General features: G+C 66.4%; 20 protein-coding genes and 1 pseudogene. 8 read left to right on the forward strand and 13 right to left on the reverse strand.

Annotated features, from left to right (window positions below; genetic code table 11):
* Window positions 1-31: 31 nt before the first annotated feature.
* Window positions 32-736: a TVP38/TMEM64 family protein gene (locus tag HLAC_RS07920; protein WP_015910321.1), complete on the forward strand. Its 705-nt coding sequence runs from the start codon at window positions 32-34 to the stop codon at window positions 734-736.
* 29 nt (window positions 737-765) lie between these two features.
* Here HLAC_RS07920 and HLAC_RS07925 read toward each other — a convergent pair whose 3' ends face one another.
* Together HLAC_RS07925 and HLAC_RS07930 are read right to left on the reverse strand one after the other, a co-directional pair.
* Complete coding sequence (locus tag HLAC_RS07925; protein WP_015910322.1) at window positions 766-1,188, reverse strand: GtrA family protein; 423 nt, start codon at window positions 1,186-1,188, stop codon at window positions 766-768.
* Window positions 1,188-2,756 carry a sulfatase gene (locus tag HLAC_RS07930; RefSeq protein ID WP_015910323.1) on the reverse strand — a complete coding sequence of 523 codons (1,569 nt, stop codon included), beginning with the start codon at window positions 2,754-2,756 and terminating at the stop codon, window positions 1,188-1,190. Before HLAC_RS07930 ends, HLAC_RS07925 begins: the two co-directional genes overlap by 1 nt.
* 274 nt (window positions 2,757-3,030) lie before the next feature.
* Here HLAC_RS07930 and HLAC_RS07935 point away from each other — a divergent pair, with 274 nt between their 5' ends.
* The 3 genes and pseudogenes from HLAC_RS07935 to HLAC_RS07945 all read left to right on the forward strand — a co-directional run bounded on the left by HLAC_RS07935 (window position 3,031) and on the right by HLAC_RS07945 (window position 4,808).
* Entirely contained in the window at window positions 3,031-4,017 is a 987-nt protein-coding gene (locus tag HLAC_RS07935; RefSeq protein WP_015910324.1) for an alpha/beta fold hydrolase, read from the forward strand.
* A 42-nt stretch (window positions 4,018-4,059) separates the two neighbouring features.
* Window positions 4,060-4,299, forward strand: a pseudogene (locus tag HLAC_RS07940) (cupin domain-containing protein); the annotation flags it as partial.
* Window positions 4,300-4,385: 86 nt separating this feature from the next.
* Entirely contained in the window at window positions 4,386-4,808 is a 423-nt protein-coding gene (locus HLAC_RS07945) for a rhodanese-like domain-containing protein (protein ID WP_015910326.1), read from the forward strand.
* Window positions 4,809-4,826: 18 nt separating this feature from the next.
* Here the strand turns inward: HLAC_RS07945 and HLAC_RS07950 are convergent, their stop codons facing one another.
* From HLAC_RS07950 to HLAC_RS07955, 3 genes are all read right to left on the reverse strand, one after another.
* On the reverse strand, window positions 4,827-6,347 hold the full coding sequence (locus HLAC_RS07950) for a hypothetical protein (RefSeq protein ID WP_241211129.1): 1,521 nt from the start codon (window positions 6,345-6,347) through the stop codon (window positions 4,827-4,829).
* Window positions 6,348-6,384: 37 nt separating this feature from the next.
* Window positions 6,385-7,005, reverse strand: coding sequence for a hypothetical protein (locus HLAC_RS19535; RefSeq protein WP_241211130.1), 621 nt, complete (start codon window positions 7,003-7,005; stop codon window positions 6,385-6,387).
* Window positions 7,006-7,115: 110 nt separating this feature from the next.
* A complete protein-coding gene (locus HLAC_RS07955; RefSeq protein ID WP_015910327.1) occupies window positions 7,116-8,024 on the reverse strand; it encodes a Vms1/Ankzf1 family peptidyl-tRNA hydrolase in 909 nt (302 codons plus the stop codon).
* Between the two features lie 721 nt (window positions 8,025-8,745).
* Here HLAC_RS07955 and HLAC_RS07960 point away from each other — a divergent pair.
* Entirely contained in the window at window positions 8,746-10,026 is a 1,281-nt protein-coding gene (locus HLAC_RS07960; RefSeq protein ID WP_015910328.1) for an RNA-guided endonuclease InsQ/TnpB family protein, read from the forward strand.
* Between the two features lie 66 nt (window positions 10,027-10,092).
* On the opposite strand, the gene HLAC_RS07965 is transcribed toward HLAC_RS07960, so the two are convergent.
* On the reverse strand, window positions 10,093-10,437 hold the full coding sequence (locus HLAC_RS07965) for a DUF5802 family protein (protein ID WP_049933703.1): 345 nt from the start codon (window positions 10,435-10,437) through the stop codon (window positions 10,093-10,095).
* A gap of 142 nt (window positions 10,438-10,579) precedes the next feature.
* Window positions 10,580-11,497, reverse strand: a complete 918-nt coding sequence (locus HLAC_RS07970) for a decarboxylating 6-phosphogluconate dehydrogenase (protein WP_015910330.1) — start codon at window positions 11,495-11,497, stop codon at window positions 10,580-10,582.
* Between the two features lie 217 nt (window positions 11,498-11,714).
* Here HLAC_RS07970 and HLAC_RS07975 point away from each other — a divergent pair, with 217 nt between their 5' ends.
* On the forward strand, window positions 11,715-12,887 hold the full coding sequence (locus tag HLAC_RS07975; protein WP_012659234.1) for an ISH3-like element ISHla8 family transposase: 1,173 nt from the start codon (window positions 11,715-11,717) through the stop codon (window positions 12,885-12,887).
* A 213-nt stretch (window positions 12,888-13,100) separates the two neighbouring features.
* Window positions 13,101-13,577, forward strand: a complete 477-nt coding sequence (locus HLAC_RS07980) for a cupin domain-containing protein (RefSeq protein ID WP_015910331.1) — start codon at window positions 13,101-13,103, stop codon at window positions 13,575-13,577.
* Window positions 13,578-13,593: 16 nt separating this feature from the next.
* Here the strand turns inward: HLAC_RS07980 and HLAC_RS07985 are convergent, their stop codons facing one another.
* Window positions 13,594-14,841 carry a threonine synthase gene (locus HLAC_RS07985; protein WP_015910332.1) on the reverse strand — a complete coding sequence of 416 codons (1,248 nt, stop codon included), beginning with the start codon at window positions 14,839-14,841 and terminating at the stop codon, window positions 13,594-13,596.
* Window positions 14,842-15,044: 203 nt separating this feature from the next.
* Here HLAC_RS07985 and HLAC_RS07990 point away from each other — a divergent pair, with 203 nt between their 5' ends.
* Window positions 15,045-15,776, forward strand: a complete 732-nt coding sequence (locus tag HLAC_RS07990; RefSeq protein ID WP_015910333.1) for a helix-turn-helix domain-containing protein — start codon at window positions 15,045-15,047, stop codon at window positions 15,774-15,776.
* A gap of 163 nt (window positions 15,777-15,939) precedes the next feature.
* Here the strand turns inward: HLAC_RS07990 and gcvPB are convergent, their stop codons facing one another.
* From gcvPB to HLAC_RS08015, 5 genes are all read right to left on the reverse strand, one after another.
* Window positions 15,940-17,370, reverse strand: coding sequence for an aminomethyl-transferring glycine dehydrogenase subunit GcvPB (gcvPB, locus tag HLAC_RS07995; RefSeq protein ID WP_015910334.1), 1,431 nt, complete (start codon window positions 17,368-17,370; stop codon window positions 15,940-15,942).
* Window positions 17,371-18,699 (reverse strand): aminomethyl-transferring glycine dehydrogenase subunit GcvPA, encoded by a 1,329-nt coding sequence (gene gcvPA / locus HLAC_RS08000; protein WP_015910335.1) that lies wholly within the window; start codon window positions 18,697-18,699, stop codon window positions 17,371-17,373. It abuts the gene before it with no gap.
* A 166-nt stretch (window positions 18,700-18,865) separates the two neighbouring features.
* Window positions 18,866-19,249: a glycine cleavage system protein GcvH gene (gcvH, locus tag HLAC_RS08005; RefSeq protein WP_015910336.1), complete on the reverse strand. Its 384-nt coding sequence runs from the start codon at window positions 19,247-19,249 to the stop codon at window positions 18,866-18,868.
* A gap of 186 nt (window positions 19,250-19,435) precedes the next feature.
* A complete protein-coding gene (gene fen / locus HLAC_RS08010) occupies window positions 19,436-20,413 on the reverse strand; it encodes a flap endonuclease-1 (RefSeq protein WP_015910337.1) in 978 nt (325 codons plus the stop codon).
* 51 nt (window positions 20,414-20,464) lie between these two features.
* Window positions 20,465-21,223, reverse strand: a complete 759-nt coding sequence (locus HLAC_RS08015; protein ID WP_049933704.1) for a mechanosensitive ion channel family protein — start codon at window positions 21,221-21,223, stop codon at window positions 20,465-20,467.
* Between the last annotated feature and the right edge of the window lie 173 nt (window positions 21,224-21,396).

Genomic DNA, 21,396 nt, shown 5'->3' on the forward strand with positions numbered 1-21,396 from the left:
TCAAGTCCACCGCTGGCCGGGTGTAACACGAATGCAACTCTTCGCCTCGGCGTCGGATCGGCGGCGGGGGATCCTCGCCGTCGTCGCCGTCGGGCTCGCGTTCGTCGCCCTCTACCTCTTCGTCCGCGAGTACGCGAGTTTCATCACGGACACCGAGGCCTTGCGGCTGTGGCTCCAGCAGTTCGGCGTCCTCGCTCCGCTCGTGTTCATCGCCATTCAGGCGCTTCAGGTCATCGTCGCGCCGATCCCCGGACAGGTCGTCGCGCTCGTTGCGGGCTACCTCTTCGGTCCGTTCTGGGGCACCGTCTACAGTATCACGGGCGTCCTCATCGGGAGCGCGATCGCGTTCTCGCTCGCGAAGCGGTACGGCCGGTCGTTCGTCGAAGACATCCTCCACGAGGACGTGGTCACCCGCTTCGACGAATTCGTCGACACCGTCGGCGTTCCGGGATTGTTCGCGTTCGTTATCATCCCCGGCCTCCCCGACGACGCGATCTGCTTTTTAAGTGGACTCACGAAGTGGAAGCTCCCCACCTTCATCGCCGTGATCAGCGTCGGTCGACTGCCGGCGTACGTGTTCACGGTCTACGCCGGCGGCAGGATCGCCGACGGACGGTTCCTCTCCGGACTCGCGATCATCCTCCTCATCGTCCTCGCGTCGGTGGTCGGCTACTACAAACAGGAGACGGTTAGGGACCTCGTCGCCCGCATCGAGCCGCGACTCCCTTTTAAATAGCTCGACGCGTCATGGCGGCCCCCGACGGGTCATCCCCACGTCCACTGTCGGTCGAGGACGAAGCGGTAGAGCCCGCTGAGGAAGATGGCTATCGCGTTGGCGACGAGGTACATGATCTCTCCCCACTCCACGAGCGCGTAGAGGACGCCGAGCTGGATCGGGATCGCCGTCCCGCGGACCAAGTTGGTCTTGAGTAGGCCGCGGAGGTACTCGGTCGTGCCGGTGTTCTGACTCGCTTGGAACGTCCACGCGTTGTTGAGCACGTACGAGAGGACGATCGTGATCTCGATCGCGATCGTCGCACCGAGCAGGTAGTTCACCCCGGCCATATCGACGAACAGCCACAACAGACTCATCTGTATCCCCGCGGTGAACGCGCCGACGATGACGAACCGGCGCATCTGGACGGCGAACGGTCCGCTAACGAGGTTGCGGAGGGCCGACCGGATCATCACCGATAGCCGAGCGCTTCGAGGCGGGCCTCGAGGTGCTCGTCGACCTCCTCGTCCTCGCCGTCGTCGGCCGCCTCCGCGTCCGTCTGTCTGTCGCGAAGTTCGGCGACGTGGTCCGCGACGATCGGCGCGAACCGCTCGACGACCGCGAGCGCCTCGTCGGACGGGTCCGCCGACAGATCCTCCTGCTGAGTCGGGTCCGAGGGTCGGTGGTACAGCTCCGTCTCCGCCGTGTCCGCGTTCTCGATGTACGTCCACTCGGCGTCGCGGACGCTCACGAGGAGGTCGCCGTCGGAAAGCGATCGCGGGATCGGCTGTTCGGTCACCTCCTCTCCCCGAACGGTGACCGAGACGACGGGCTCCTGATCCGGCGACTCGCCGCCACTGACCGCCGGTTCGAGGGATTCGCCGCGCCACTCCGGCGGCGATTCGACGTCGAGCAGGTCGGCGACGGTCGGCGGAATCGCGTCGAGCCCGACGTGTTCGGACACGCGGCGACCGCCGTCCTCGCCGGGGACGTTCACGATGAGCGGCACGTGGATCAGCTCGTCGTACAGCTTCGGGTAGTGCGCGAGGTGGCCGTGTTCCTGGAACTCCTCGCCGTGGTCGCCGGCGACGACGATCGCGGTCTCGTCGGCGATCCCGGCCGCCTCAAGCGTGTCGAGCAGGCGCCCGACGCTGGCGTCGACCTGTCGCACCGTGGCCTGGTAGAGGGTTCGGAGGTCGCCGAGGGTCCGCTCGCCGACCTCCCAGCCGAGGCTCGTGCGCGTGTGGGCGTGGAGCATCCGGTGGGTGCCGATCAGCCCGTCGGAGACCTCGCGGATGTACCGCGGGGCGGGGACGTACGGGGTGTGGGTGTCCATGTAGTGGACCCACAGGAAGAACGGCTCGTCGGTGTCGTCGACAAACTCGGTCGCGGAGTCCTCGACGTCGAACATCCGCGAGGCGTCGAGGAAGGGACGATCGTCGCTCTCGCCCCGGAGCTTGGAGCCGAGACGGCGGAACGGCGACGTGGCGAGTTGGATCCACGCCTCGACCGTCGGGTGGGCCGCGAGGTACCGACTGTACCGGCTCGATCCCACGCTCGTGACGAACGGCTCGAACTCGTCGAACCCCTCGGGATACCCCCAGTGAGAGGTGAGGAAGCCGTTGGCGGCGTTGAAGCCGCCGGTCGCGATTCCGGCCTCGGAGAGCACCGACGCGAGCGTGCGAGCGCCCGTCACACCGATGTCGCCGTTTCGGGCGAAGACGGGCTCGGAGGCGAGGATCGAGGGGAACGAGAAGGGCGTCCAGTTGCCGGTCGCGAACGACCGATCGAAGACGGTTCCGTCGGCGGCGAGATCCGAGAGCACCGGGGAATATCGATCGTTGTCGTAGGGACCGATCGCGTCCGCCCGGAGCGAATCGATCGTGACGAGGAGGACGTTTGATACCGCTCCGTCCGATGTTGAGGTCGAGTCCGTCGAATCCGAACCGGTTGAATCTGAATCGGTTGAATCTGAATCGGTTGAATCCGACGACGTTGGGTTCGATACCGCTGTGTCCGAGGTCGACGTGTCCGATACCATATTATGCGAGAGCAGGTTCTGACGCCGCCGAATCGCGAGTCGGGCCGACCGATCGAGCCGGATCCCGGTCCCGGAGGGAACGGAGCGCAAACGTCCCTCGAGTCAAGGTGCCAGCGAGGACTCCCCGGCTCGTCGGGTCGACCGTCAGAATCACTAGTATACCTGACAGCGGTCTGCCAGCGGCTTGAGGATTTCGGTTCAGGAGACGACGCCGAACGCACGGACGCTCTCGACGGAACGTAGCTATTTGGCGCTCGCGGACCGATAGGGACGTATGAGCGACGCGTCGAGCGAGACGAGCCGCGGAGAAGAGCCGGCCGGCGCCCGATTCCTCGGGGTCGAGGCGCTCGACGAGACCGTGCCACCGGACGAGATTCCCGAGGAGGTGCCGGGGAAATCGCGGGTGGTCGATGTCGGCGACGTCCGGCTCCACGTCGTCGAGGCCGGACCCGAAGACGGGAAGCTGCTGGTGTTGCTCCACGGCTTCCCGGAGTTCTGGTACGGCTGGCACGAGACGATCGTGTCACTTGCCAACGCGGGCTACCGCGTCGTCGTCCCCGACCAGCGTGGCTACAACCTCTCCGAGAAACCGTCCGCAGTGAGCGACTACCGTATCGACGCGCTGGCGCGAGACGTGGTCGGCCTGATCGACGCGTACGACCGCGAGACCGCCGCCGTGGCCGGCCACGACTGGGGCGCGGCGGTGGGGTGGTGGCTCGCGCTTCACCACGCCGACCGCGTCTCGGAGTTCGTCGCGGTCAACGTGCCGCATCCGACCGTCTTCGAGCGCGCGCTCCGGACTTCGTGGGACCAGCGGCTCAAGAGCTGGTACGTGCTCGCGTTCCAGCTCCCGAAGCTCCCCGAGGCGGTCGCTAGCGCCGGGAACTGGCGCCTCGCCGTGCGGGGGCTTCGGGAGTCGAGCGATCCGGGGACGTTCAGCGGCGAAGACTTCAGACGCTACCGTCGCGCGTGGAACCGCGAGGGCGCGTTCGAGGCGATGGTGAACTGGTACCGGGCGATCGTCCGCGACCGTCCGACGCCGGCGACGGAGACGGTCGAGGTCCCGACGCTCGTGATCTGGGGCGCGAAGGACCGCTTCCTTTCCACGCGACTGGCCGGCGAGAGCGTCGACCGCTGCGCTGACGGCCGACTCCTCATCCTCGACACGGCGACCCACTGGGTCGTCCACGAGGAGCCGCACCGGGTCGCCAAGGCGATCGCCGACCACGCCGACCCGCTTCCCCCGGGCGCGCGGGAGTAGTCCGCCAAACGACTTTTATATCGACGCCGGCGACGACAGGGTATGACGATCGATCGATACGCGGACGCCGTCGACGGGCTCGCACCCGACGCCGGGGAGGTCGAGACGGCGGAACTGGCCGTCACCGACGACGTGCTCGTCAAGGCGTTCGCGCTCGGGCCGGGCGCAACCGTCGAGCCGCACGAGCACGGCGACGCCACCAACGTTTTCCACGTCCTCGAAGGCGAGCCGACCCTCATTCGCGGGGACAACGAGGAGTCGCTCGCGGCGCCCGCGGTCGTGTTGAACGAGCGCGGAACCGTCCACGGCGCTCGGAACGACACCGACGAGCGCGCCGTCATCACCGCCAGCCTCTGCCCGCTCCCCTGATGGACGGCGAGATCGACCCCGACGAGCTGGCGGCGCTGCTCGACGACGAGGAGACCGAGACCGTCGACGCAGACGACACCGACCTCCGGATCGTCGACATCCGCGATCGCCGCGCGTTCGACCGCGGGCACATTCCCGACAGCGAGTGCATTCCCTTCCCGGAGCTGACGACCCGTATCGCGGAACTGGAGGGCGCCGCTCGGATCGTCACCGTCTGCCCCCACGGGGTCGCCAGCCGGCAGGCGGCCCAGCTCATCGGAAGCTACGCAGGGACCCAAAATGTGCGCGTCGACAGCCTCCGCGGCGGCATCGAGGCGTGGGAGCGTGACGTGGGCGCGTTGGTCCCGACAGCGGCAGACGGAGCCGACGGCGGAACGGACCCGACCCCAGACGCCGACGAAGGCCCGGACGCCCCCTTTTAAATTCCCTCTCTCACCCAGTTACGTCCCCCGCCGACCGCGACGCGCGAGCGCCGCACTGGCGACGATTACCGAGACGAGGGCGACCGCAGGACCGAACCCGGGCGCGCCGTCGGCCGAGAGCGGCCTCTCGCTTTCGACGGCCACCGTCGTCGACGCCTCGTCGACGGGGCCGACGACGCGTACGGTCACATTCTTGGATCTGCCGACGCCGAGCGGTCCCGCGCCGCCGTCAAACGTGACCTCGCGTTCGATCGTCGTCTCCGTGCCGGCGTCCAGCCGCACCGGTACGGTCGCGACCGTCCCACTGCCGACTCGGAACTCGATCTCCCCGCCCGCGGGAACGCTCGCGTCGTTGCCGACGGTCGCGGTCGCGACGACCGACTCGCCGGCGGGCACGCGGTCGCGGTCGGTCGAGACCCCCCGGACGAGCGGCCGCGCGGGCTCGGAGACGGTGACAGTCAGGCGCTCGCTGCCGATCCGGACCTCGTACTCCCCCGTGGATCCGAAGCGGTGCTCGAAGCGCTCGATCGTCTCGGCGCCGGCGTCGAGCGCCCCGGACCGGTTCGCGACCGGCTCGCCGTCGACCGAGAGCGACAGGTCGTAGCTCCCGGTCGCGCCGCCCGTGTTGGACGCGACGACCGCCGCTTCGAGCGACTCGCCGACGACAAGCTCGACGGGGTCGCGGGCGACGGTCCGGTTCCGGTACTCGCCGGTCGCTCTGACTCCGTCGTCTGCGAGTCCGTACCCCACCTGTGCGGGAGTCTCGCCGAACGCTGCCGCGTGGGTGTCCCGATCCCACGTCTCAGTGGTCGCCCGCGTCGTCGTGAGGCGCTCGGCTTCGTCGCGGATCTCGGCCGCGGTCGCGTCGTCGGCGCCCTCGGCGGCCGCCGCCTCGACCGTGTCGAGGAGACGGTCGTTGGTGACCGGTTCGTCGGCCTCGTTCAACTCGCGGAGGACCGTCGCGAGCGACGCGGCACCGTCGGTCGCGGCCCGGAGCCGGCGGTCGATCTCGCCGGCGACGAGCGCACCCTTCGTGTAGTCGGCGTGTCCGTCCCACGTGGTCGGGTTGGAAAGCACCGCCGAGGCGTCGGGCTCGCGCTCGCCGCGAGCCAGCGTGCGCTCGAACGCGTCGAAGTCGGCAGCGCCGCGGTCGAGCGCGAACAGCGCGGCGTAGTGGGTCGCGCTCGCCTCCGTGATCCACTGGCCGCTCGCCTCGGTGCGGTACGCCTGCCGGGTGTGTACGTACTCGTGGGTCCAGACGTCCGCGGCCGTGCCGGCGGGTTCCCCGTCCCGAACCCACAGGTCCGCGTCGCCGGTCTGGAGCCCGCGAACGGCCCACGACACTTCACCCGTGGGGGCGACGAACGCGACCACCGTTTCGTCGCGGGCGCCGACCTGCAGCGCGGTCGACGCGTTCTCGAAGGCACCGAACACCTCGTCGGGCGAGGCGACCGGATCCGCTGCATCGGGGACGATCAGCCGGTACTGTTGGCCTGCGGCCTCTCGAACGTGCTCCTCGTGTGGCCCGAGGAACGCCATCGACTGCGAGGCGACGCCCTCGCCCGCGGCGACCGTCTCACGGTCGAGCCGGACCTGCCCCCTCGTACTGCCCGGTGTACGACCACGCGGCGCCGACGCGGGGGGTTCTGACGAGCGCCCACTCGCCCGCGTCGACGAAGCGGTAGGCGCCGTCGGCCGCAAGCGGTCCCTCTTCCTCAATCGTGTCGTTCGCGTCGATGGCGTAGGTAAGCGAGGGGTCGGCGGTATCGCCGTCCCACTCCCAGACCGATTCGTCGGGCCCGGCGTCGTCGGCCGGAACGAACCCGTCGGCCTCGATGTCGGCGTCACCGTCGGCGGCACTGAGCAGCGTCACTTCGAGCTCCGTGACGCGGTCGGGGATCTCCGCCCGGGTCGTAACGCCGACCGTCCCGCGCTCGTCGGTCTGGGCCAGTTCGTTTCGCAGCCGGATCACGTCGGCGTCGTCTCCGGCGGTCTGTGCCGCCGGCCCCGGATCGCCCTGAGAGTGCCCCGAGAACGACTCGACGGCGGGGTTCGTCTCGCCGTCGACGACCGCGCTGTCGACGTGGTCCACGTGCTCCGCGCCGACCGCAACCGGTGCGATCAGGGTGGCCGCCAACGCGACGATCAGGAGCGCGACGACGGCTCGAACGCCCGGGGACGATTCCGCCCGTGTCATGCGTGTCGTAGTGTGCGCGGCGGATTAAGGGCTGTTAGTGAGTTTGTTGACACGAATTGCCAGCTGACGAGACGAGTCGGCGCGTTGAGGACAGAAGCAGGACGGCCGCCTCAGATCGCGCGGATCCGCGTCATCCAGAAGTCATGGAACGCGTCGTCGAGCGCGTTTCGCGGCTTCCCGGTCGCGTCGGAGACATCGGTGATGTCGGCGTGCTCTCTGACCTCGCCCAGCACGCTTCGCTCACCGACGACGATCGTCCGATCGATCGGGGCATTGGCGTCGAGATCCGCCAGCGCTGCGGTCGCCTTCTTCAGGTGCTCGTCGATCTGTCCCTCGCGGCGGCGCTCGAACCGGCCCTGCGAGAAGCCGCCCTTCGAGTGCGCCTCCTTCACGTCGGAGGTGAACCCCTCGAACGCGACCCGCTCGTCGCCCTCGTAAACACCGAGCGCGAAGGTGTCCGACCGGACGAGCGCGAAGGCGAATCGTCCGGTCGGGCGGAACCACGACTCGTCGAGTCGGAACCGGTCGCTCCACCGGTCGAACGGTGCCGGCTCGATCGGGGGCGTTAGCGCCGCGCTCACGGCGCCGGTGTCGTCGGCGATGACGACTGCGGGAGCGGCTCGTCGGACGAGACGGGTTCGGTCGCCGAACCACTCCGCGACGCTCGACGGTACCGCGTCGTCGTCCGGAACGAAGGCGGTGAGAAGCCCTTCGGGGTCGTCGCTCTCGACGGCGCGGAAACGCCCGAGTGCATCGGCCAGTCGTGGATCGTGAAGATCGCTGACGCGCCGAAACTCGACCGATTCCTCCGCGCCTTCGGTGCGGTCGAGGCGCTCCTCCAGCGACTCGATCCGGTGTTCGAGTTCGTTGACGCGCTCCTCGGCGCGCTGGCGGTCGGCGACCGCGTCGGACCGGCGCTGCTCTTCGGCCTCGGCGCGGCGTTCGAGGTGGCGTTTCTCCTCTTCCAACTCCTCGATCCGCTCTTTCAGCCCGGCGCGTCCGAGCAGCCTGTCGATCATACCGAATCCGCGACCCCCGGCGACCTAAAAGGTGCGTCTACGGCGGCGGCGTGAGCGCTATCGCTTATAAATGACGAGCGGTGGCGCGCGCCTGCGAGCGGCCGCCCTTGGCGGCCGCGAGGAGCGCGTGCGAGGGAGTCGGCCACTCGAAGCGAAGCGGAGAGTGGCCGACGAGGCTGGGGAGGCGTGAGGTGCGGTGCATTGCGGTCGGGTGGGACTCAAAGGGGCAGCCGTGAGGAGCGCGGAGGCGTTCACGAGAGCAGAGCTCTCGTGAGCCAATCAGAACGCTTCGCGTTCTGATGACGACGCAAGCACCGAAGGAACGAGCAACGCGAGTGACGAGGAGCACAGCGAGCGTGCGCGCTCCTCACGGCAGCGAGGCGCGAAGCGCCTCTGGCAGCCGGCGGCGAAGCCGCCGGCGACTGGGGCTTTGGAGGTGTTCACCGTCGATCCGTCGGCAACCGCTTATAAGCGATCGGCTGAGGCTTTGGAGGTGTTCGCCGAGTTAGCAGCCGCGTATAAGCGATCGTCAAGAACGTCGACTCCGAACATACCCAAGTCAACACCCGAGTATTACGGAGAATCGAGGAGAAAGCCTCGCGCTTTAGCGCGGGGATGAATCCGACATTACCCTCCACAGTCCACCATTCGATGGCACGACTGGATATTCCACGCTGCGCCAATACACACCTTCAAGTAATTTTGTCTACATAGGTTACGTATGGCGAAACAGGTCGTTACCCGCACCTACACTGCTTCCATACGGAACCAGTCTCGGGTGCAAGACGACCTTGATTCGCTCGGGTTCGCCGCCTCAAAACTCTGGAACGTCGGACGGTGGACGTGCAGTCGGATCTGGGATAAAATCGATCACATTCCCACCCACAACGAACTCACCACGTACCTCAAAAACCACGAACGCTATGATGACCTGCATTCTCAGTCAAGTCAGCGAGTCCTTCAAGAACTCGCTGAAGCGTTCAACGGCTGGTACGGCAACCGACAAAACGGAGATACGAAAGCGAACCCGCCCGGCTACCGCAAACACGGCGACGAGCACCCGCGCTCAACAGTCACCTTCAAGCAGAAAGGCTTCAAACTCGACACTCAGTACGACCGAGTTCGACTCTCAAAAGGATCGAACCTGAAAGAGTATTGGTCGGACTTCGTACTGTGCAAGTACCAAACTCGCCCCGATGTTGACCTCTCCACCGTGGAGAACGTCCAACAAGTCAAGATTGTATGGACGGGTGACGAGTGGGAACTACACTTCGTCTGTAAGGTCGAAATAGACGTGGATGAAGCCCCCGGTGAGAAGACGGTGGGTGTTGATCTCGGTATCAACAACTTCGCCGCACTCGCCTACGAAGACGGTCACAGCGAGCTGTACCCGCTTAACTGCTTGAAACAGGACGACTACTACTTCAGCAAGCTGATTGCTCGGTGTGACAACTCGGACTCCGAGCAGGCCACCCGGCTGAACCAGAAGAAGTCGGCCCGCCGAACCCACTACTTCCACACCCTCTCCAAGCATATCGTCCAGCGGTGTGTTGACGAGGAAATTGGAACTATCGTGGTGGGCGATCTCTCCGGCATCCGTGAGGATGAGGAGAACGGCGAGTCAAAGAACTGGGGCAAGCACGGTAATCTTGATTTGCACTCGTGGGCGTTCGACCGGTTCACCGGCCTCCTCGAATACAAAGCCGAGATGGAAGGCATCACGTTCGAGCAAGTGTCTGAGCGGGATACCTCGAAGTCGTGTTCGTGCTGTGGCCGGAAGCATGAAGCCAACCGTGTTGAACGCGGGCTGTATGTCTGCGATGAGTGCGGCACAGTGGCGAACGCAGATGTGAACGGCGCTGAGAACATTCGGCAGAAAGTATCTCCGAGTTCACCGAATCTCTCGGTGAATAGGAGTAACGGCTGGTTGGCACAGCCATCGACGTTGTTGTTTGACAAGGAAACTGGTGCGTTCGCACCGCAAGAACAGGTAACGTCGTAAACCACAATATCCCAACTCAGCGGTGCAGTGCCGTGGGAATCCTCGCGCTTCAGCGCGGGGAGGATGTCAAGCGTTCGCGAACGGCTCCCAGCCCTCCCACCGCAACAGGGTCTCGGCACGATCTGCGTCCGCCAACAGCACGTTCCGCCGGTCCGGGAGGGTGTCGTCCGCGATTTCGTGGGGAATCGCGAGCGTCCCGCTCGGCACGTCATCATCGCCGCTGACCGGGATGTGGCCGCCGCCAACCTTCATCACGAGAGGGGCGTCGAGTCGCTCAACTCCCTCGCCGTCAGCGTATAGCTGCTCGTTGACGTGCTCGTGGTCGACCCGCTGGATGACGGCCCGCTCGCCGCCGTGGGGTTCCACGTACAGTTCCCCTAGGTAGTAGCCGCTGGAGAATCGCTCGAACATACTGTGCATGGTAATATCTGTCATGGACACGCATAAGTGTTTCTCGGAGGTGATCGGTCGTGGTAATCACGCGAGATGGTGACCGTCGACCTCACTCCGAAAATGCGCTCTCACCTGCGACAGTTCGCCTCGCCGCCCGGTCTCACTCCTCGTCCGAGCGCCGCGCGACCTCGTGGCGCCCGAATCCGTACCGTAGCCGGTTCGCGAGCCGCCGCGAGAAGCGCCCCTCGTTCCGGGAGTCGAACCGCTCCGCGAGCGCCTGATAGATGATCGGGACCGGGACCTCCTGTTCGAGCGCCTCCCGAACCGTCCACGTCCCGGTGGACCCGCCGGCGACGTGGTCGGCGACGTCGCCCAGATCCGACCCTTCCTCGTGGAACGCCTCCTCGCACAGTTCGAGGAGCCACGACCGGATCACGGCACCGTTGTTCCACGTGCGCGCGACCGACTCCATATCGAGGTCGTAGCGCCCCTCGGTGAGCAGCTCGAACCCCTCGCCGTACGCCTGCATCAGCGCGTACTCGACGCCGTTGTGGACCATCTTCACGTAGTGGCCCGACCCCGACTCACCCATGCGGTCGTGGCCGGCCGGCCCGGTCGCCACCGCGTCGAAGATCGGTACGAGCGCCTCGTAGGCCCACTCAGGGCCGCCGATCATGAGCGAGAAGCCCTCCTCGGCGCTGGCGGGACCGCCCGACGTGCCGCAGTCGAGGTAGGCGGCGTCCGTCTCCTCGGCGCGCCGGACCGACTCCTGAAACTTCGAGTTCCCGCCGTCGACGACCACGTCGTCGGCGTCGAGGTGGGGCTCCAGATCCGCGAGCGTGGCGTCGACCGGCTCGCCGGCGGGCACCATGAGCCAGATGCGCTTGCCGTCTTCGTCGCTGTCGTCCAGCCGATCGCAGAGGTCCGCGACCGAGTCCGCGGCGGTCGCACCCGCCTCCGCTGCGGTCGCCGTCGCCTCCGCCGAGAGGTCGAACGCGACCACGTCATGGCCCGCGTCGAGCGAGCGATTCACCACGATCTGCCCCATCCGGCCGAGTCCGATGACGCCGAGTTCCATGCGCGAGGGGTGGCGACCGGCCGCCGTAGTGGTTCCGGTTCGGGGCTCGCTCCGGCGCTCCACCGCTTCGGCACTCTGGCGCTGGCGCCTGACGAAGGACGCCCCAACGACTTTGCTCGCGGCGTACGTGTGGTACCCATGATCGGTACTTCCCAAGCAGCGTAATCAGCTGAATTGAATCGCTAAATTAACCACAAGAAAGTGTCTGGATCTGGATGTGTTCACCATACCTGATCCAGACGAGTACCTTTCGGCGTCGGATGTCAAAGACGTAGCGGAAGAGGTCATTACGCCACTCCCGTTGCCGGGTGTCGAGGGGAGCCCCCTCGACCCCGGCGACATCTGGCTCGTCGTCATCCTAGCCTGCACTAACCAGAACTCGATTTGGGACACCTGCAACGATACCGAGGGAACGCCGTGTGACGACACTGTCTTGAGGTGGCTCCACACACTCAACCGTCAGTGGCTTGAGGTCGTTGCCAACCTTCTGCTCGCACGGCTCGCCATGACGATTTTCGACCCTGACCGGTCGAGAACCGTCTCCATCGACTTCATCGACAATCCCTACCACGGCGAGCACCATGCTGAGAAAGGCGAACTCTGTTCGATGGCTCCTAAGGACGGGACTACGACCTGCCACCGCTACTGCACGGCGTACGTCGTCTCGAACGGGAAGCCGGTGACGCTGGCGATGACTTACGTCCGCAGTGACGAAGATGAGGCTGACGCGGTCGAGCGCGTGCTCGCCCGCGTCGAAAACTATCCCTTCGAGATCGATCTCTTGCTTGCCGACAGCGGATTCTACAACGAGCGCGTCATCCGCCGCGCTCGTGATATCGCCCCAACGGTCGTTCACGTGCCCAAGAAGGGCGAGCGCATGAAGGACAAACTCGAAACTCACAAGTCGTACATGACGACCTATCGCATGTACAAGGACAGCGAGCGGGAACTGCGCTTCCCGCTCGCGGTCGCTGTCTCCTACCAGAACGGAGATCGAGGCAAGCACGGCGAGGTCGTTCGTGGCTACGTGGCGTGTGGCGTTACTGATCGCTCAGCGAAGCAGGTCGAACACCGCTACAGGAAGCGTTCAGGCATCGAAACGACCTATCGCTTACTTCGGCAAGCACGCGGGATCACGACGACGCGTGATCCCGTCGTGCGGTTTGCCATCATGTTGGTCGCGGCATTGCTGGAGAACCTGTGGCTGGTGCTACGGTGGGCGGTCGTCGCCCGCCCACGGCGGGGCGGGCGCGACCTGCCCGAGGAGTTCACGTTCAAGACGTTCTGTGACTGGATTCGTCATGAGCTGGAAGAGGAGTTACGCCGCCGGTGGAAGATCAAAGCGAACGGGGTTGGAGTGCCAGCATCACAGGCAACGGCCGCGGGCTGACCGGGGTCAGCCCACGGCCTGTCAGTTGGCGGTGAGCGACAGCTTTCGGCAGATACCGTCGAAATCCGGGTAACATCGTCTGTCCAAAGCGGTGAATTGGAACTTCCTCGATCTACTTCGTGGGAGCAGCCGAGACTGACCGTCAAATTATACAGAAAGTGACTATTTTGTGGCGTTCAGGCAGCACCCTCTCGACTCGTTCGGGAAGTAACGATGATACGTGTTACCGAGAGCGACCTCGACTGGACTGACACGGAGCGCGGGGAGACCCGGTTTCGCCGAAAGCAACTCGCGGAGGCCGCCGACGGCGACCGCATCGGGTGCAGCCTCTACGAGCTTCCGGCCGGCGCGAAATCGTGGCCGTACCACTATCACACCGCCAACGAGGAGGCGATATACGTGCTGTCAGGAAGCGCTACCCTGCGACACGACGGAGAGACGGTCCGGATCGAAGCCGGAGACTACGTCGCGTTCCCGGCGGACGAGTCCGGCGCCCACCGCGTCGTCAACGAGGGTGACGATTCGGTCAGATACCTCGCGATGTCGACGATGACCGAGCCGGACGTGACGGTGTATCCCGACTCGGAGACGTTCGGCGTGTTCGTCGGATCGCCGCCGGGCGGTCGCGAGGAGCGATCGCTGTCGGGATACTATCAGATCGACGACACCGTCGACTACTGGGAGCTGTAGCCGGCCGACCGAATCCTCACGGAGCGCCGCCGTCGTTCGTCGCCTCGGCCTCAACCTCCCGCTCGCCGAGGTGCGCCCGAAGCGCGTCGACGTCTTTGTTTCCCGCGCCGGTGTTCAAGAGGACGACCGTGTCGTCGGGACCGAACTCCCCCGACTCCGCCAGCGCGAACGCCCCCGAGACGCAGGCCGCGCAGGTCGCGCCGACCTCCAGCCCCTCCGCCCGAGCGACTTCGATCGCGGCGTCGAGGATCTCGCGGTCGGTCGTCGCCACCGCGCCACCCTCAGACTCCCGGATCGCGTCGAGGATGAGCGGGCTCGCTCCCGGGTCCGGGATCGCGATCCCGTTGCAGGCCGTGTCGACCTCGTCGTCGGGAACCGGCTCGTGGCGGTCGGCTCCCGCCTCGTATGCGTCGACGACGGGTGCACAGCCCGCCGCCTGCGCGGCGTACATCGGGACGAGTTCGTCGGTCCATCCCAACTCCCGAACCTCGTGGGCGGCCTTGTGCATCCCCACGAGGCCGACGCCCCCGCCGGTGGGGTAGACGACGCCGTCGGGCGCCTCCCAGTCGAGCTGTTCGAGCAGCTCTAACGCCATCGTCTTCTTTCCCTCGTGGCGGTACGGCGTCACGAACGTCTTTGCCGAGTACCAGTCGGGGTGTGCGTCCATCGCGTCGGCGTACGCCCGCCCGGCGTCGCCGATCTGCGAGTTGCCGTCGATCGGATCCGTCACGGTGAGATCGGCGCCGTGGACCTCGGTCATCGCCTTTTGGGTGAACCCCGCCCGCGACGGGAGGTACACGTGCGCGTCCAGATCCGCACGGGCCGCGTACGCGGCCGCTGCCTGTCCCGCGTTGCCGGCGCTGTTCAGCGCGATGTCGGCGGCGCCGTGCTGGCGCGCGGCCGTCATCGCGAGCGACTGCCCTCGGTCTTTGAACGTTCCCGTCGGGTTCGCGCCCTCGTCTTTTAGGAGGACCCGTCCCACACCCATCGCGTCCGCGAGCGCCGGACACTCGACGAGCGGTGTCGCGCCCTCACCGAGCGACACCGCCGCCTCCGGCGCGAACGGCAGCAGCTCCCCGTACCGCCACATCGACTCGAACGGGCGTTCCGCGAGGTCCTCGGGTGAGAGGTCGACTCGATCGAGGTCGTACGCCGGGTCGAGGATCCCGCCGCAGTCGGGACACTGATGCGTCGCGGTCTCCGGATCGAACGTCCCGCCGCAGCCGACACACGAGAGCCCTGTGAACGCGTCTGTCGTTTCCATGAGTCTCGATCACACGCCCCCAACTTCGGTCCATCGGTACCGGGACCCGATTCCGGCTTTGGGATCGGATCCCGGGATCGAGTTCCGGTTCTGGCGACTGGCTACTCCACCGACCGCGAACATCGATCGACCGCCGCGGTCCTTTATAAACCCGAAACGAATGAAGGGGCAACGAGAGGGTCCGGCGGGTCCTCTCTCCACGTATGACCCGACTAACGTTGCGGCTCGACTTCCCGAGCGGCTCGTGGCTCGGTGACGTGTCTCGGGCTCGACCCGACGCGACCCTCCGCACGACCGAGACCGTCGCCGCCGTCGAGGGAGACGTGACCGCGCTTACCGTCACCGGCACCGACCGCGCGGAGACGGTGGAGGCGCTGCGCGCCCACGACCGCGTGGATCGGATCGACATCGTCGATCGGACCGGTCCCGCGACGAGGGTCCGAGTCGTCGCACCCGCGCCGCCGCCGCACGTCGCGGCCGCGCGAGAGGTCGGGATACCGATCGAGGATCCGGTTGCGGTGACGGACGGGCGCGCGACGCTCGACATCGTCGATGACCGCTCCCGGCTCACCGCCTTCGGGCGACGGCTCACGGCCGAGGGCGTCACTGTGGGGATCGAGGCGAGCGACGCCGACGAGGAGCCGATCCTCACCGACGCCCAGCGCGACCTCGTTCTCGCCGCCGTCGCCGCCGGGTACTACGACACTCCGCGAGAGTGTACGCTCACGGACCTCGCCAAGGCGCGCGGCCTCGCGAAGTCGACGTGCAGCGAGACGCTCCACCGGGCAGAGGGCCGGGTGTTGCGACGGTTCGTGGCGGGCGAGTTCGACGACGAGGACAGCGAGACAAGCGTCGGGAAAGGGATCGGTGACGAGTCAGAGCGGGAGCCCGACCGGGATGGCCACCACAGAACCGTGACGGCGCTTGGCACTTAAAAAGGCGTGCGTGTTTCTGGCTCAAATATCCGTAGCGACAGCGACGATCACTTATAAATAATCGACTCTCCGCACCGATTCACGAACTTCCGTTATCGATCAAGAGACAGTCTTCAGCGATCCGCTGTTTCGGACAAAACGAAGTCGGCGAGAAGCGAACCAGCTACTCCCCGTCCAGCGCCTGCCACGAGAGCCGCGGGTCTCGCGCGGCGCTCACCTGATCGATCCGGCTCGCAGCCGTGCGGTTCGGGGCCGCACCGAGCGCCTCGTCCGAGTCAGCGTACGCGAGGTTAAACGCCTCCGCGAGGTCGTCGAGCGACGACTGCCCCTCGATCTCGGTCGGCTCGGTCAACATCGCTTCCGGCACCATCTCCGGCCACTTCGTCGTCGGCGGATGGACGCCGAAGTCGAGCATGCGCTTGGCGACGTCGGCGGCGTCGCGGTCGCCGGCGGTCGCCGCGAACTCGTGGTGGAAGGGGCCGTACGGCACGTCGAGGTCGATCCGCTCGGCGAGGTAGTTCGCGTTGAGTACCGCCTTCGCGGCCGCGTCCGCGAGCCCCTCGTCGCCGAGGCGAGCGATGTACGCGTACGTCTTTATCAGGACGAGCCAGTTGCCCGTGAATCCGTGAACCTTCCCGATCGTGTTGTCCGGCTCGAACGGCTCGTAGCCGCTCCCTTCGTCCGCCTCCCGGACTCGCGGGGAGGGGAGGAACTCGGCCAGCTCGTCGACGACGCCGACCGGGCCAGCGCCCGGACCGCCGCCGCCGTGCGGGGTCGCGAACGTCTTGTGGACGTTGTAGTGCATCACGTCGAACCCCATGTCGCCGGGGCGACCGCGGCCGAGCAGGGCGTTGAGGTTCGCGCCGTCGTAGTAGAGGAGTCCGCCCGCGTCGTGCACGATGTCGGCGATCTCCGCGATGTCGCGCTCGAAGAGCCCGACCGTGTTCGGGTTGGTCAGCATGAGCGCGGCGGTGTCGTCGCCGACGGCCGCCTCAAGCGCCTCGACGTCGACTCGCCCGTCGTCGCCGGATGGGAGTTCGACCACGTCGTAGCCCGCCAACGCGGCGGTCGCGAAGTTCGTCCCGTGCGCGGAGGCGGGGATCACGACCTCGGACCGGTCGTTGCCGTGGTGCTCGTGGTACGCCTTCGCGACCGCGATACCGGTGAACTCGCCGGCGGCGCCCGCGGGCGGCTGGAGCGTGACGGCGTCCATCCCGCCGATCTCGCCGAGGTACTCCTGGAGCCGGTACTGCAGTTCGAGGTTCCCCTGCGCGGCCCGCGCCGAGCGGTCCGGGTGGATCGCCGCGTTCGGGTCGACAGCCACGTCCTCGGTGAACTTCGGGTTGTACTTCATCGTACAGCTCCCGAGCGGGTACGGTCCCGAGTCGATCGCCCAGGTCATCTGCGAGAGCCGGGTGTAGTGACGGGCGATCTCCGGCTCGGAGGGGGCCGGCAGGGTGAGTTCCTCGCGCGTCAGCTCGTCGGGAAGCGGCGACGACTCACGTACGTCGACGGTCGTCTCATCCTTCTCCGAGAGCAGCGGCTCGTGAACGTCCTCGTCCGAGCGCGCGTAGTCAGCCTGATCGTGGATCACTCAGATCACCTCCTCGAAAGCGGCGACGAGACCGTCGGTTCGATCCGCGTTCAGGTCGGTGACACACACCTGCAGCAGGTGTTCGTCGATCGCGTGGACCGCGAACCCCTCGGTCTCTAAGTCTCCCGCGATAGCTGCCGCGGGCTGGTCGACGCGCACGGCGAACTCCCGGACGTGGTGGCGGTCGTGGACCGGTGCGGCCGCGCCGCTGAGATCGTCGATCCGGTCGGCGAGCGCGGCCGCCTCCCCCACGCAGTCGTTCGCGAGGTCGACGAGCCCGTCGGGGCCGAGCGTCGCCGCGTGGATCGCGGCGCGGAGCGCGACCCACGCCTGATTCGTGCAGATGTTCGAGGTCGCACGCTCCTTCCGGATGTGCTGTTCACGCGTCTGGAGCGTGAGCGTGAACGCGCGGTCGCCCGCGGCGTCCTCGCCGGCGCCGACGAGCCGCCCCGGCACCTGCCGGAGGAACTCGTCGCTGCAGGCGAAGATTCCGAGCCCCATCCCGTAGGCGGTCGGGAGCCCGAGCGCGCCCGCCTCACCGACGACCACGTCGGCGCCGACGCTCGCCGGCTCTTGGAGCACCGACAGCGAAACCGGGTCCGACCCGAGCGTGAACAGCGCGTCGGCGTCGGCCGCGAGGCCACCGATCGTGGCCAGTCGCTCCTCAATACAACCGCGAACGGTGGGGTTCTCGGCGTACACCATGACCACGTCGTCGCCGGCGCGGTCGGCGAGCGCGTCGACATCGGCGTTCCCGTCGGCCATCGGGTACGACTCGACGGTCAGGTCAGCACCCGCACAGTAGTTTTCGAGCACCGCGCGCTTCCCCTCGCGGAGGTGTTCGGGGACGAGGACCGCGTCGCCGGACGTTGAGCGGACGCGATCGGCCAGTGTTGCCGCCTCACCGAGCGCAGTGGCGGCGTCGTACATCGAGCAGTTCGCGATCGGGAGCCCGGTGAGCTCCACGAGCATCGACTGGTACTCGAACAGCGCCTGCAAGAATCCCTGTGAGATCTCCGGCTGGTACTGGGTGTAGCTCGTGAGGAACTCGGCGCGGTCCGCGAGGTGGTCGACGACGCTCGGCACGTAGTGGCCGTAGTGGCCCCGCCCGAGGAACTCGACGATGTCGTCGTTGCGCGCGAATATTTGCGAACACTCCGCGCGGATCTCGCGCTCCGAGCGCGACTCGATCCCGAAATCACCGTCGAACGCGACGGCGTTCGGGATGTCGAACAGCGCCTCCTCGTCGTCGACACCGATCGCCGAGAGCATCGCCGATGTCTCGGCATCGGTATGGGGCGCGTACGGCGTGCCGCTAGTCCCGCTCATCGGTGTGTTCCGCCCTGTTCGTGGTCGTTCTCGCGTTCGTTCACGGGTCGTTGATCGAACGGTGACGTGGGGTCGAAAGGTGACGTGGTCATGGTCGTGTGTCTGCTGTGGAGATCCGTCCGGGGTCGCTGTCGGGAGTTTCGGCCTCCCGCCAATTCGGGGGTAGTCAAGCGATCTGGTCGTCGTACTCGTCGGCGTCGAGCAGCCCCTCGGCGTCGCCGCCCTCGACGGGCTCGACTTCGAGCAGCCACCCGTCCCCGTACGGATCCTCGTTGACGAGCTCCGGGCGATCGAACAGCTCCTCGTTGACGGCGACGACCTCGCCGGACACCGGTGCGTACAGGTCCGAAACGGCCTTGATCGACTCGACGACGCCGAACGCCTCGCCGGCGGTGATCTCGTCGCCGGCCTCGGGCAGTTCGACGAACACCACGTCGCCGAGCTCGTCTTGCGCGAAGTCAGAGACGCCGATCCGAACGGTGTCGCCGCCGGTCGTCACCCACTCGTGCGATTCCAGGTACCGTCTGTCGTCGGGAACTTCGAAGCTCATTGGTCAGGGTCGTCGCGGTCTGTTCGCTCTCCGGCGTGCGAGCGCTTCACGCCGCCGGTGTCGGATCCGACCCGTCGGCTGGTTACGGGCGGGATCCGAGGTCGAAGCGCGGTCCACGACACGTGTACGTCACCCTTCTGACGACGAGGAAATAAAAGGTATGTTCGCGGCGGTCTTCCGGCCGTCTCACGTCCACCGGTCGAGCCCGGTCTGAACCTGCGACTCCGCGATGCGTTCGAACCCGCGTTCGACCTCGTCGGCGGCGACGCCCCACTCGTCGACGACGTACTCGCGGGCGGCGTCCACGTCGGGGTTCACCGCCGTGTCCACGTCCACGTCCGTCGCTGGCGGGTCCATGAACAGCTCGCGGATCGCCTCGGCGTTCGGGATCTCGACGCCCCGCGCGTCGAGGACGCCCCACAGGTCGCCGTGCTCTCGCACCGCTTTTACCGCCGTCTTCGGCCCGATCCCGCGGACGCCCTCGTTGAAGTCGGTGCCACAGAGCATCGCGGCGTCGACGAGCCCCTGTCGGTCGAAGCCGAGGTCGTCGAGCGTCGCCGCCAGATCCATCAGCTCCGGATCGCCCTTGCTCGTGAGCTGGCGGAGCGTCGTCGGCGCACCGAAAAGCAGCGTGTCGTAGTCCTCGCTGCCGGCGTGGTCGACGGTTCCGGTCGCCGCCATGTGCGCGCACTGCGCCTCGCCTTCGGCCGGCGCCTCGACGATCGGCACGTCGAGCAGCCGGAGCAGCTCCCGAGTCGTCTCCTGAATCGTGTCGGTGAGCCGCTGCGTGCGGGCCTCCAGTCGCGCGGCCTCGACCGCATCGCCGCGCTCCTTGGCGGCCACCCGGCGCTCTTCCGCCTGTTCGCGCTTCTCGCGGCGGTCGGCGACCTCGTCGGCTTTTAGCTCGGTCACCGCCCCGTCGAACACCATCACGGGAATGAGGTCATGTTCGAAGAACTTCGGGAGCCCCTGGACGATCCCAATCAGGTTGGCAACCTCGACGCCGTCGGTGGTGGTGTACGTCTCGTCAGCCGTCCACTTCACCGTCGTCGTGAGGTACCGGTACAGCCAGTTGTGCGCGTCGACGGCGACGACGCTTCCCTCGATCTCCGCAAAGGAGATGTCGCGAATCGCTGCGAGGTCGCGCAAGTCCGCGTTTCCCATTACCCGTCCGATCGCCTCCCGGTGTATTAAACGGTTGAGACGGCTCGCGGGTCAGTCGGTCGATTCCTCGCCGCCGTCGGGCTGGCCCATCGGGGTCGATTCCGGATCAGGCGCTCTTCCGGGGAGCCAGTCACCGATATTGGTGGCGACGTAGTCTCGGCCGCCGAGACCGAATGCGATACCGATGGCGAGAGCAATACCGGCGGCCAGCCCCCACGCCGCGGCCTGTGCAAACGTATTGAGGATCTGAACATCGACACCCATCGTACCCAGTCCGATGACGGTTACAACGAAGTAGAGGAAGACGCGCAACCCATCGGCGAACACGTCGGTGTAGCTAGTCTCCGTGACCGTCTCCGTGTGTGCGGCGATATCGGCAACGAAGTCCGCGAGAACGAAGCCGATAACGATGATGAGCACGCCGGCGATGAACGCCGGAAGGTACGACACGGCGGCTGCGATCCACTCCGACAGGAGTTCGACGTCGAGCGCGTCCGCCGCCGTGAGTATCGCCAGCGCGTACACGAAGTACCCCGCGGCGCGACCGAGACTCCGTGATATCGCCCTTTCGCTCCCACCGAGAGCCCCGCCAAGCGGCGTGTTCATCACGAGCCGATCCACTTCGGTCCGGTCAACAATGCGTCGGACGGCTCCCGCGACGAGGCGACCGATGATCCATCCGACGAGCAGGATGACTACTGCGCCGATGAGTCGGGGCAGGAAGGCGATGATATCCGCTATGCTCTCTTGTAGATACCTCGGTTCGCCTGGAACGTCGATCTGAAGCATGAGTGGGTCTGTGAATCCCATGATATCCATTATTGAAATGTGGACTAATTGTTATTATCGTCTTATTTTGCAAGCCTCGATGCCTACTCTCACACATCAGGATAAATATTATATTTCATTGAAGTATGACCGGCGTACCATCTCGTTCGCGTCAGACGATTGTTCAAGTACGTCGGTCTCTGTTGAGATTTCGA

This window comes from Halorubrum lacusprofundi ATCC 49239 (genome assembly GCF_000022205.1).
GTDB classification, from domain to species: domain Archaea; phylum Halobacteriota; class Halobacteria; order Halobacteriales; family Haloferacaceae; genus Halorubrum; species Halorubrum lacusprofundi.